The organism is Parabacteroides distasonis, assembly GCF_004793765.1.
GTDB lineage: Bacteria > Bacteroidota > Bacteroidia > Bacteroidales > Tannerellaceae > Parabacteroides > Parabacteroides distasonis_A.
This window is the reverse complement of the sequence record NZ_SRYM01000002.1, coordinates 63,575-75,763: the sequence shown is the minus strand read 5'-3', so window position 1 is coordinate 75,763 and position 12,189 is coordinate 63,575. Positions and strand designations below refer to the sequence as shown.

9 protein-coding genes are annotated in these 12,189 nt (G+C 47.8%); 8 read left to right on the top strand and 1 reads right to left on the bottom strand.

Translation table 11 applies throughout. The features are described 5' to 3' along the window. The first annotated feature begins 3 nt into the window (after window positions 1–3). From E5342_RS01225 to E5342_RS01190, 8 genes are all read left to right on the top strand, one after another. Entirely contained in the window at window positions 4–1,611 is a 1,608-nt protein-coding gene (locus E5342_RS01225) for a RagB/SusD family nutrient uptake outer membrane protein (protein WP_135958631.1), read from the top strand. A 122-nt stretch (window positions 1,612–1,733) separates the two neighbouring features. Next, window positions 1,734–2,699: an alpha/beta hydrolase family protein gene (locus E5342_RS01220; RefSeq protein WP_121735527.1), complete on the top strand. Its 966-nt coding sequence runs from the start codon at window positions 1,734–1,736 to the stop codon at window positions 2,697–2,699. Between the two features lie 37 nt (window positions 2,700–2,736). Continuing rightward, entirely contained in the window at window positions 2,737–4,683 is a 1,947-nt protein-coding gene (locus E5342_RS01215; protein ID WP_121735528.1) for an ABC-F family ATP-binding cassette domain-containing protein, read from the top strand. A 518-nt stretch (window positions 4,684–5,201) separates the two neighbouring features. Then, window positions 5,202–6,368: an N-acetylglucosamine-6-phosphate deacetylase gene (nagA, locus tag E5342_RS01210; RefSeq protein ID WP_121735529.1), complete on the top strand. Its 1,167-nt coding sequence runs from the start codon at window positions 5,202–5,204 to the stop codon at window positions 6,366–6,368. 12 nt (window positions 6,369–6,380) lie between these two features. Further along, the gene (nagA, locus tag E5342_RS01205; RefSeq protein WP_135958630.1) at window positions 6,381–7,547 is read left to right on the top strand and encodes an N-acetylglucosamine-6-phosphate deacetylase; all 1,167 of its coding nucleotides are present in this window, start codon (window positions 6,381–6,383) and stop codon (window positions 7,545–7,547) included. A 177-nt stretch (window positions 7,548–7,724) separates the two neighbouring features. Then, on the top strand, window positions 7,725–9,710 hold the full coding sequence (locus tag E5342_RS01200) for a glucosamine-6-phosphate deaminase (protein WP_121735531.1): 1,986 nt from the start codon (window positions 7,725–7,727) through the stop codon (window positions 9,708–9,710). 185 nt (window positions 9,711–9,895) lie between these two features. Further along, the gene (locus tag E5342_RS01195; protein WP_135958629.1) at window positions 9,896–10,846 is read left to right on the top strand and encodes a transporter; all 951 of its coding nucleotides are present in this window, start codon (window positions 9,896–9,898) and stop codon (window positions 10,844–10,846) included. A gap of 218 nt (window positions 10,847–11,064) precedes the next feature. Beyond that, window positions 11,065–11,457, top strand: coding sequence for a YkvA family protein (locus E5342_RS01190; protein ID WP_121735533.1), 393 nt, complete (start codon window positions 11,065–11,067; stop codon window positions 11,455–11,457). A gap of 7 nt (window positions 11,458–11,464) precedes the next feature. Here E5342_RS01190 and bioD read toward each other — a convergent pair whose 3' ends face one another. Then, window positions 11,465–12,145, bottom strand: coding sequence for a dethiobiotin synthase (gene bioD / locus E5342_RS01185; RefSeq protein ID WP_121735534.1), 681 nt, complete (start codon window positions 12,143–12,145; stop codon window positions 11,465–11,467). Window positions 12,146–12,189 lie beyond the last annotated feature (44 nt).

The window sequence follows — 12,189 nt, the reverse complement described above, 5'->3', positions numbered from 1 at the left end:
TTTATGAAACGATTATCAATATATTTATTGGCAGCGGGTATGGCTGTCATGTCTTCCTCCTGTTCCGATTTTTTGGATACGGTGCCTAAGGATCAATTGGCACATTCTACCGCTTGGCAGACAGAGTCGGACGCACGTGGTTTTATCGTTGCTTGTTATCGGGGTTTGTTGGATGGTAATGCCTTGCTTTATTTGGATTGTGGGTCAGACATAGGTTACAACAACTTCCCTTGGGAGGGATATCGCCCTTGGGGGGATGGCTCATTGTCCAGTTCTAACACGGGGGCTAGTTTTTATAGCTATACTTCGATTCGCCGGGCGAATACTTTTTTGGAGAATGTCGATCAAGTGACGTTTTCGAACGAGGCCGTCAAAAATGATTATGTAGCGCAGGCTAAGGCTATACGTGCTTATCGTTATTTTGTCATGAACTGGAATTATGGAGGTGTTCCTATCATTGATTCCTATACGAGTGCGGATGAGGCGAAAGTGAAACGGAATAGCGAGCAAGAAGTCCGCGAGTATATAGCGAAAGATTTGAATGAGGCGTTGGCGGGTATCGCTGACGTACCGGCCGCTCGCGGATTCATGGCTAAGGGGGCGGTTTTGGCACTCCAGATGCGTGAGGCCTTGTATTACGGAGATTGGCAGAAGGCTAAAGATGCGGCAAAGGCGATCATCGACTTAAAGCAATATGAGTTGGATGCTGATTATACGAACTTGTTTAAGCTATCGGGCGTGGATTCCAAAGAGATTATCTTGGCAGACCAACATATAGAGAATACGCATGGGTTGGGTACGATCGGACAGATGTATAACAATGCCGAAGGAGGATGGTCTTCTATTGTGCCGACCCAGAATCTGGTTGATATGTACGAGATGTCCGATGGCTTGACGAAAGAGGAGTCGAGCCTGTACGATGCGAAACATCCGTTCGCTAACCGCGACCCGCGTATGGCTATGACCATATTATATCCAGGACGTGATTTTAGGGGATCTGTCATTAATACCTTGGATAAGATTTTGGCAGATGGAAGTGAGAACAAGAATTTCCCGACTTATACGGATAATGCCTCAAAGACCGCTTTGTCATGGGCGAAGTATTTGGATCCGATGGAGCAATATGGGAACATATGGAGCTCTGGTGCGTGCCCGATCGTTTTCCGTTATGCGGAGGTCTTGTTATCGTATGCGGAAGCTGCCAATGAATTGAATGGTCCTTCTGATGATATTTACGGCTATTTGAATCAGGTTCGTCAACGTGCGGGGATGCCGGCCGTGGATAGAGCTAAGTATGCTACGAAAGATAAGCTTAGAGAGTTGATCCACCGCGAGCGTACAGTTGAGTTGGCTGGCGAGGGCTTGCGCCGTGCGGATATCATCCGTTGGAAAGAAAATGGAAAGATGTTGGCGGAGAAGGTGATGAACGGAAATTTGCTTCGTATAGAGGGTACTGTCGATGAGGCAGAAGTTGATCCGGGTACACGTGCCACGGTAACCAGTACGGCGGTGATTGAGAATCGTTCTTTCACTTCTCGTAACCGTTATTTGCCGATACCTCAAGGAAGTATCGACAAGAATCCGAACTTGGAACAGAATCCGGGGTATTAAATTCCTATAAGATGTTAGATAAAGAAGGGGGGAAGGCCGAGAGGTTTTCCCCTTTTTTAGTTATATTTGGCGGATGTTGAAATGGAATATCTCACGTGCTTAAAGTATAAATTGATTCCGTTATGAAAAAGAGATTGATAGCTTTTGCTTGCTTTCTTCTTGTGCCCTTGTATTGTTTGCCGCAATTGCCTGTACGGTTGAACGAGCGTCCGGTTGCGCTGAATACGTCTACCGGGACATTAAAAGGAAAGTTGGTAACTCCCAATCAAGAGTCCGGTTATCCGGTCGTATTGATGATAGCTGGTTCCGGTCCTACGGATATGGACGGGAACTCTGAGGTCTTGCCGGGTAAGAATAACTCCCTTAAATACTTGGCGGAAGGGCTAGCGGGAAAAGGTATCGCTTCCTTGCGGTATGACAAACGGGGTATCGCTTCCAGCGCCTCGGCGGGAAAGGATGAGTATTCCATGCGTTTCGAGGATGGGATTAAGGATGCGCAAGGCTGGATCGATTATTTAAGCAATGATAAACGGATCTCCGGTATTTATGTGTTGGGACATAGCGAGGGAGCGTTGGTCGGTATGGTAACTTCTGTCGATAATTCGAAAGTGAAAGGATACATTTCGGTGGCGGGTGCGGGTCGTCCGGCCTATGAGATCGTGGAGGAGCAAATGGCAGGTCAGCCGGAAGTGATCCGGGACATGGTAAAGTCTATAAACACATCCTTGAAGGAAGGGAAGCTCGTGCCGGACGTGCCGATCGGCTTACAAGCCTTGTTCCGTTCGTCGGTACAGCCTTATATGATCTCATGGTATACGTATAATCCGCAGGAAATCATCAAGAAACTAAAAAAACCGGTGTTGATCTTGCAAGGGGATAAGGATATACAAGTATCAGTAAAAGACGCCGAACTATTGAGGCAAGCCCAGCCTTCGGCCGATTACTATTTGATCAGGAATATGAACCATCTGATGAAGACTTGCGATACGATGGACCAGCAAAAACAGATGGCTACCTATACCGATCCGGCCCTTCCGTTGCATAAGGATGTGATGATATTAATTGAAAAGTTTGTGAGTAAACCTTGAACTGTTGTATCTTTGTGGTCATAAATAAAGAGATAGCATGATTTCGGTTGAAGGACTAACAGTTGAGTTTGGCGGTTTTACGCTTTTTGATGACATTTCATTTGTAGTAAACAAGAAGGATCGTATAGCCCTGGTGGGCAAGAATGGAGCGGGTAAATCAACGATGTTGAAGATATTCGCCGGTCTGCAATCACCCACCTCTGGAACCGTTAGCGTGCCGAAAGATATTACTATCGGATACTTGCCGCAGCATATGCAATTGGCCGATACCCGTACGGTACGGGAGGAGGCGGAGTGCGCTTTCGAGCATATCCATGAGATGGAGGAGGAGATCAACCGCCTGAATACCCAATTGGCGGAGCGTACGGATTACGAGTCGGAAGGCTATCAAAAGGTGATAGACCGTGTCACTTATTTGACCGAGCATTTTCAGATGATGGGCGGCAATAACTATCACGCAGAGCTGGAACGTACGTTGGTCGGACTAGGCTTCTCCCGTGAGGACTTCGATCGTCCTACTTCCGAGTTTAGCGGTGGATGGCGTATGCGTATCGAACTAGCTAAGCTTTTGCTCCGCCAGCCGGATGTCTTGTTACTGGATGAGCCGACGAACCACTTGGACATCGAGTCTATCCAATGGTTGGAGAACTTTATCGCAACTCGTGCCAATGCTGTGATCCTGGTATCGCATGACCGGGCTTTCATCGACAATACCACGTTTCGTACCCTGGAGATCGAGTTGGGAAACATCTATGATTATAAGGTGAAATACTCGGAGTACGTAGTGCTCCGACAAGAACGTCGTGAGCAGCAGTTGCGGGCTTATGAGAACCAACAGAAGAAACTGGCCGATACGGAAGCTTTCATCGAGCGTTTCCGTTATAAGGCGACGAAATCCGTGCAAGTACAATCCCGCATAAAGCAATTGGAGAAGGTGGAGCGCATCGAGGTGGACGAGGTGGATAGCGCCATGCTACGGTTGAAGTTCCCACCTGCCCCACGTTCCGGCTCTTATCCGGTTATTTGCGAGGAAGTGGCGAAAAGGTATGGCGATCACGTGATCTTCGAGCATGTGACATTAACGATCAACCGGGGTGACAAGGTGGCTTTCGTGGGTAAGAACGGTGAGGGTAAATCTACGCTCGTGAAATGTATCATGAACGAGATCACCGATTATACCGGTAAGCTACAGTTGGGTCATAATGTGAAAATAGGTTACTTCGCCCAAAACCAAGCGCAGCTATTGAACGAGAACCTTACCGTTTTCGATACGATCGATTACGTAGCCCAAGGGGATATTCGTTTGAAGATCCGTGATATATTAGGTGCCTTTATGTTTGGTGGCGAGGCCTCCGATAAGAAGGTGAAAGTCCTGTCGGGTGGCGAGCGTACTCGTTTGGCGATGATCCGCTTGTTATTGGAGCCGGTCAACCTGCTGATTCTCGATGAACCGACAAACCATTTGGATATGCGCTCGAAAGATGTATTGAAGGACGCCTTGAAGGAGTTCGACGGAACCGTGATCATCGTCTCTCACGACCGTGAGTTTCTCGACGGCCTAGTAGATAAGGTCTATGAGTTCGGAAACCAGAGGGTGATAGAGCATTTAGGTGGTATCTATGATTTTCTGGAACATAAGAAGATGGATAGCTTACGAGAATTGGAGCGTTCTTCGCAGATGAACACCCCTGCCGCAAGTATCTCGGGGGCGCAACCTTCCCAGAATAAACTCTCCTATGAGGCCCGAAAGGAGCAGAGCAAGGCGATTAAGAAGGCGGAGAAGGCTGTAGCCGAGGCCGAGGCCCGTATCTCGGAGCTTGAGGCTTTCATGGCGGCTATCGAGGCGAAGTTGGCTACGCCTGAGGGTGCATCGGATGTCTCCCTATATAGCGAGTATTCCGCCATGAAAAAAGAGCTATCCGATGCGATGGATCTTTGGACGGAACGTACCATGGAGTTGGAAGAGCTGTCTTCTCTTAATTAGTATGTTGTAGCCTATTATGGATTCAACCGATACTGTCCGCAAGGGCTATTCTCTTCCAATCCATAGGGATAAAAGCCAAGACAAACCGAAACAAATATTTCTTGAACCTTATGGAAAATCCCTCGTAACCTAATATATACTTCATTTAGCGACAGCGAACGATCGTTCGGCGGCGGCGAATGATCGTTCAGTGCCGCCGAATGATCGTTCGCTGGCACTGAACGAAGAATGTATGCTTATCTTTTAGAGAATGAAATAATTATAACGCAAGAATACGGACGAATCTTTAAGACTATCGACAGCGGGTCGGTGTATATTCCCCTAAGGTAAGCGTCAAAGTGTGTGAATTCCCGATAAATGTCGAGTGAGCCTTGAGGAGAGAATCGTGAAAGGATGATGGGACTTAGTGGATTTTATTTCCTTTCGAGGCGAAAATAACTATAAATAGGTGGTTTGTTGTAATGAAAAGTCGTTAACTTTGTGAACTTAAAAGAACGCGAAAGCTTAAAACTCATATCATGTTAACTCAGATCATTAATGGAAAGATTCTTACCCCGCAAGGCTGGCTGAAAGACGGGTCGGTATTGATAAGCGACGGTAAGATTTTAGAAGTAACAAACTGCGACTTAGCGGTAGTGGGGGCAACCTTGATAGACGCCAAAGGTATGTACATCGTCCCCGGTGGCGTGGAAATTCACGTGCATGGAGGTGGAGGCCGTGATTTTATGGAGGGCACCGAGGACGCTTTCCGTGCGGCGGTAGCCACGCATATGAAACACGGTACGACCAGTATCTTCCCCACCTTATCCTCTTCTACCATCCCGATGATCCGTGCCGCCGCCGAGACCACCGAGAAACTGATGGCCGAGAAAGATAGCCCGGTTCTGGGGCTTCATTTGGAAGGACATTATTTCAATATGAAAATGGCCGGCGGCCAAATCCCGGAGAACATCAAGAATCCCGATCCCGAGGAATATATCCCTTTGTTGGAGGAAACGCATTGTATCAAGCGCTGGGACGCCGCTCCGGAACTTCCGGGAGCGATGCAGTTCGGTAAATATATCACCTCGAAAGGCGTACTCGCCTCGGTAGGGCATACCCAAGCCGAGTTTGAGGATATCTTGACCGCCTATGAGGTAGGTTATACCCATGCTACCCATTTCTATAACGCCATGCCGGGTTTCCATAAACGCCGCGAGTATAAATATGAGGGAACGGTGGAAAGTATCTATCTGCTCGATGATATGACCGTTGAGGTCGTGGCCGATGGTATTCATGTGCCGCCTACGATCCTCCGTTTGGTCTATAAGATAAAGGGTGTGGAACGTACTTGCTTGATCACAGATGCCTTGGCTTGCGCCGCCAGTGATAGCCAAGTCGCTTTCGATCCGCGTGTCATCATTGAGGATGGTGTATGTAAGTTGGCCGACCGTTCGGCCTTGGCGGGTAGTGTCGCTACGATGGACCGCTTGATCCGTACGATGGTGCAGAAGGCCGAGATCCCTTTGGAGGATGCCGTGCGTATGGCCTCGGAGACTCCCGCCCGTATCATGGGCGTATCCGATCGTAAGGGAACCTTGCAGCGGGGCAAAGACGCTGATATCGTGTTGTACGACCGCGACTTAAATATACGTGCCGTATGGGCGATGGGGACGTTGGTTGAAGGTACGAATAAACTATTCTAAACAAGAACGATTATGTTGACACAGATTATAAATGGCCATATCCTTACGCCGCAAGGATGGATGAAGGATGGTTCCATATTGATTAGTGACGGGAAGATTTTAGAGGTTACAAATAGCGATTTAGCGGTGATTGGTGCCAAGGTGGTGGACGCGAAAGGAATGTCTATAGTTCCTGGTTTCGTGGCGATGAATATCCATGGCGGCGGGGGCTTCGACTTCTCCGAATGTACGGAAGAGGCTTTCCATGGTGCGGTAGCGGTCCATCTGAAGCATGGGGCCACGACGATATTCCCTACCGTGTTGGCTCCGGAAATCGGGGTGATTGATAAGGCGGTAACCGTATGCGAGGAAATGATGAGGAAAAAAGAGGGTCCTATCTTGGGATTGCATATCGAGGGACCGTATTTGAATCCGAAGATGGCGGCGAGTTTATTTATTGATAAGGAGAATCCCGCCGACCCGAAAGAATATAAAGAGATATTGGAACGTACGGATTGTATCAAGCGTTGGGATTCCAGTCCGGAGATACCGGGTACGCTTGAGTTCGCCCAATACCTGAAGTCGAGGGGAATCCTGCCCGCTATCTCGCATACGGAAGCGGAGTTTGATGATATCAAGACCGCTTACAACGCCGGTTTCACGCATGCGGCTCATTTCTATAACGCCATGCCTGGCTTCCATAAACGTCGGGAATATAAATACGAGGGAACGGTGGAAAGTGTTTTCTTGATGGACGATATGACGGTAGAGGTGATCGCTGATGGGTGCCATTTACCTTCTACGATCCTCCGGTTGGTCTATAAGCTGAAAGGAGTGGAACGTACTTGCTTGGTTACGGACGCTCTTTCTTGCGCCGCCAATGAGGGTAAGCCTTTATCTGATCCCCGCGTTATCATCGAGGATGGTGTTTGCAAGTTGGCGGATCACTCCTCCTTGGTGGGAAGTATCGCTACGATGGACGTACTGGTGCGTACCATGGTACAGAAGGCCGATATTCCTTTGGCCGACGCTGTCCGCATGGCTTCCGAGACCCCGGCTCGCCTGATGGGGGTAAGCGATCGCACAGGAACCTTGCAAAGAGGAAAGGATGCTGATATCGTGATTTTGGATCGTAAGTTGAATGTGCGTGCGGTATGGAGCATGGGTAATTTAGTCCCGGAGACAAATACATTGGTCTAAGCTCGTTAATAATAAAGGAAGGGGCTGTCTCAGCGGACAGTCCTTTTTTATTTTTAGACGATATAGATCAAGCCTTTCGGCTAATAAATTTGTTCTATCAACGTATGACAAAATCAGTACTTATTTCCTATATTTGTGATTCAAGTAAGATTGTAATACTAATATCAATAATTAAACATGAAAACGAACCTTAGTTCTCAAATTACTCTGACGCGTATACCGTTGCGGTATTATCGCCCGGAAAATGCTTTTGAGCATTCTGTTTTAACTCGTTTGGAAAAGATTCCGACAAACATTTACGAATCGGCCGAGGAAGGTTCTTTCGCTGTCGCTAAAGAGATAGCAACACAAATCCGTAAAAAACAAGATATTGGTAAGCCCTTCGTGATCGCTTTACCCGGTGGACGTTCTCCGTTAAGCGTTTACAAGGAGTTGATCCGTATGCATAAAGAGGAGAAATTAAGTTTCCGCAACGTGATCGCTTTCGTGGAATATGAGTTTTACCCCTTGACTAATCCCAGCGCCGGAAATCAGGCTCGCCTGAAAGAGGAGCTGTTCGATCAGATCGATATCGATCCGGCGAATATCTATTGTCCGGATGGAAGCATGCCGAAAGACGCTATCCTGGATTTCTGTCGCCAGTATGAGGAGACGATCCAATCCGTGGGAGGCATCGATTGCATGTTGCTAGGTATCGGTAACTCCAGTAATATCATGTTCAACGTGAGTGGAACAACGATTAGCTCACGTACCCGTATGGTCTTGTTGGAAGGCGCTTCTCGTAAGGAGGCTGCCCGTACGTTCCCTTCGCAGGAGAATGTCCCGGCAGGTATCATCACGATGGGTATCTCAACGATGATGAACGCCCGCAGCGTGATCTTGATGGCTTGGGGAGAGGATAAGGCTAGCATTATCGCTAAGACTGTTGAGGGTAAGGTCAGCGATGCCGTTCCTTCCAGCTATTTACAGAATCATCCGAACGCCAAGGTCGTGATCGATCTTTCCGCCGCTTACGATTTGACCCGAATCAGCCATCCTTGGTTGGTGACTAGCTGCGAGTGGGATAATAAGTTGATCCGCCGTGCGATCGTTTGGTTGTGTCAATTGACGGACAAACCGATCTTGAAATTGACAAACAAGGATTATAGCGAGCACGGATTGGGCGAGTTGTTGGCCCTCTATGGTTCGGCGTATAATGTAAATATCAAAATATTCAACGATATCCAGCATACGATCACAGGATGGCCGGGCGGTAAGCCGAACGCTGACGATTCTAATCGTCCGGAGCGTGCCACCCCGTATCCGAAAAAGGTGATCGTGTTCAGTCCGCATCCGGATGACGACGTGATCTCCATGGGCGGAACCTTGCGTCGTCTGTGCGACCAGCATCATGATGTGCATGTGGCTTACGAGACTTCCGGTAATATCGCCGTAGGCGACGAGGAGGTAATCCGTTATTGCGAGTATTTGCGTGATGTATGCGAGAAATACTCTCCAGAATCGGCCGTGAAGGATAAAGCGAACGAGATCATCAATTACCTGCGTTACGAGAAGGTGGAGAATGGCGAGCCGGAGAGAAAGGATGTTCTCTTTATGAAAGGAACGATCCGTCGTGAGGAAGCCCGTCATGGTTGCCGCTACTCGGGCGTGAAGGACGATCATGTGCATTTCTTGGACCTTCCGTTCTATGAGACGGGTTTGGTGAAGAAAAATGAGCTGAGCGAGGTCGATAAGGACGTCGTGAAGGCTTTGTTGCTGGAGATCAAGCCGGATGAGATGTTTGTGGCTGGTGACTTGGCCGACCCGCACGGAACCCACAAGGTTTGTCTGGATGCCGTCCTTGCCGCTATCGACGAGGTGAAAGACGAGGAGTGGATGAAGAATTGCCGTGTATGGATGTATCGTGGCGCATGGGCAGAATGGGAAATGGACCATATCGAGATGGCCGTACCTATCAGTCCGGAGGAGTTGCGCTTCAAACGTAACGCTATCTTGAAGCATCAATCGCAGGCCGAGAGTGCTCCGTATCTAGGTGACGATGAGCGTCTGTTCTGGCAACGTGCCGAAGACCGTAACCGTGCTACCGCTGAGTTGTATCGCCAATTAGGTTTAGCTTCTTATGAGGCTATCGAGGCGTTTGTACAATATATCCCGTTGAGATAATAACTGGCGATCTGGTCATAGAATAATCGAGGGGGGACTGAGCCGTGAAAAAGAATCACGACCCAGTCCCTTTTCTTGTAGCCTTCGACTGTTTTAGGTGATAGTGTCAGCAATAGGGATGTTTTTGTTTGCCTCTTTCGATGTAAAGATGTTATTTTGCATCCCGAATTAAAAGAATCGGTGTTATGTTGAAATTCTTCAAGACATGGACACTCCCTATTTCCATGTTAGCGGGTGCGATAGGGCATTTTGTTTTCGCCAATGTTGCTTTTCTGGCGCCTACAAAGCCGTTCATGTACACTTTGATAGCGTATCTGACGCCCTTTTTGATTTTTGCCCAGCTGCTCCTGACCTTCTGTAAGATCTCTGTGCGGGAATTAATGCCCAGTCCTTGGCACGGTTGGCTATTGCTTATCCAAGCGGTTTCTAGTTTGGTACTTGCAGCCTTATTGCTCTGGTTGCCAATGAGAGAGGAATACCGGGACGTGTTTGAGGGAGCGATGGTCTGCCTGATTTGCCCGACTGCTACGGCGGCGGCCGTGATTACAGGGAAATTAGGGGGAAGCGCCTCTAGTCTGACTACTTATACCTTATTATCGAATCTATTGGCGGCGATTGTCGTGCCGTTGGTCTTCCCATTAGTGGAGCCGCATGCCGAGATCACTTTCTTTGCCGCGTTCTTGAAGATATTAGGAAAAGTTTTCCCTTTGCTGCTATTCCCGTTTCTCCTCGCTTTATTCTTGCGCAGGTTCATGCCGTCTATCCATCGTTTTCTTGCGGGGTTTCGGGATATGGCTTTTTACCTGTGGGCCGTAGCTTTGGCTATCGTGACCGGGCAGACCGTGAAGTCCTTGGCCAATAGCGAGGCGGAGATTTATGTAGAAATCCTGATCGCTTTAGGAGGCTTGATAACCTGTATCGTCCAATTTTATTTGGGAAAACGTATCGGCACGAGATACGATGACCGTATTAGCGCAGGACAAGCCTTGGGACAAAAAAATACCGTGTTGGCGATCTGGATGTCTTACACCTATTTGAACCCCTTATCTTCTATTGGTCCCGGGAGCTACGTACTGTGGCAGAACATATTCAATAGCTATCAATTGTGGAGGAAAAGAAAAAATGAGATGAAATAGTGAACCTTTATATTCCTTGTTTAGTCTAATAGATACGTTTGTTTTGTTACTATTTTGTTGCCTGTATTCGTTGGAGTAACAAAACGAATCTTATGAGATTATTACGGAAAGCTTTGAATACGGGTATGGAGGTCATTGTGTAATATTTCCTCATTTCATGTGCGATTTTTCTGCGCCACTTGTTATCTTTGTGAAAGATGATTTAATAGGATTCGTTTATGGACACAAGAAAGATTGAGGATGTTCCTTTCGAGGAAGTACATGAGATACAAAGATATGGGACTTATTTCTCGGAAAAGAGCTTCTGGAGGAAGATAGAGCGGGTAGCGAAGAAAGTGGGGGCGACGGTATTGCGTCCTGTCTTCACGTTGTATTATATGTTGCAGGATGAAAAGGTGCCGCTTCAACATAAGGCTTATATAGTCGGGGCTTTAGGATACTTTATATTACCTTTCGACTTGATCCCGGAGAGCGTACTACCCATTATCGGCTTCACGGACGATGTGGCGGTGATGACTTTCGTATTGAAAATGGTGAAGGATGGCATTACGCCGGAGATCCGGAGAAAAGCGGATCAGAAAATATTGGATCTATTTCCTGATCCGGCTTGATAGGGCGTTAAAGCAACGGTCGAATATCGGGAAACCCCTCGCTTCCCTTTGTCATTTCCGGAAGGAGGATTAAGGGGATCTCCGGGAATTTGGTCTTTAGATACTCCAAGGTATTCGTCTCGATCAAGGGGTCGATGCTTGGATATTGGTTGTAGACGATGGCTTTTACCTCGATACCGTACCGCTCGCAGGCGTACAAGCTAAGCAAAGTATGATTGATACTTCCCAGCTTGCCAGATGTGACTAGTATCAAGGGATAGGCCTGTTCCTTCACATAATCGATCGTAAGGGATTCCATGTCGTTCGGAACCATCAGTCCTCCGGCTCCTTCCAGTAATACATATTCGTAGGTCTCTCGCAATCGCCGGGTGGCTTGGGTGATCGTGTCTAAATCGATACGTCTTCCATCTTTCGCCGCCGCCATATGAGGAGAGCAGGGATAGGTGAAGATATAAGGGCAAGTCAGCCCTTGCGTATCCTCGTCGGTAAAGGGGATCCCTTGTATCTGGCGGTGTGCCTCGATATCCTCCGATATGTTCTCGCATCCGGTCTGTATCATCTTCTGGGTGATCACTTTCTTTCCGGCTTTCGCCAAAGCCTTGGCGATCATACCGGTGGCTACGGTCTTTCCGACGTTCGTGTCTATGCCGGAGATAAATAAGACGTTTTCTTTCGTTTGATTATTCATTGTTCTGTTGTTAAAATAGTTGCTTGATTTATCTTTTGTATCTA

Coding starts and splice junctions, on each gene's coding strand:
- bioD (WP_121735534.1), bottom strand. CDS start 12,145: ATGAATAATCAAACGAAAGAAAACGTCTTATTTATCTCCGGCATAGAC.
- nagA (WP_121735529.1), top strand. CDS start 5,202: ATGTTAACTCAGATCATTAATGGAAAGATTCTTACCCCGCAAGGCTGG.
- E5342_RS01200 (WP_121735531.1), top strand. CDS start 7,725: ATGAAAACGAACCTTAGTTCTCAAATTACTCTGACGCGTATACCGTTG.
- nagA (WP_135958630.1), top strand. CDS start 6,381: ATGTTGACACAGATTATAAATGGCCATATCCTTACGCCGCAAGGATGG.
- E5342_RS01220 (WP_121735527.1), top strand. CDS start 1,734: ATGAAAAAGAGATTGATAGCTTTTGCTTGCTTTCTTCTTGTGCCCTTG.
- E5342_RS01225 (WP_135958631.1), top strand. CDS start 4: ATGAAACGATTATCAATATATTTATTGGCAGCGGGTATGGCTGTCATG.
- E5342_RS01190 (WP_121735533.1), top strand. CDS start 11,065: ATGGACACAAGAAAGATTGAGGATGTTCCTTTCGAGGAAGTACATGAG.
- E5342_RS01215 (WP_121735528.1), top strand. CDS start 2,737: ATGATTTCGGTTGAAGGACTAACAGTTGAGTTTGGCGGTTTTACGCTT.
- E5342_RS01195 (WP_135958629.1), top strand. CDS start 9,896: ATGTTGAAATTCTTCAAGACATGGACACTCCCTATTTCCATGTTAGCG.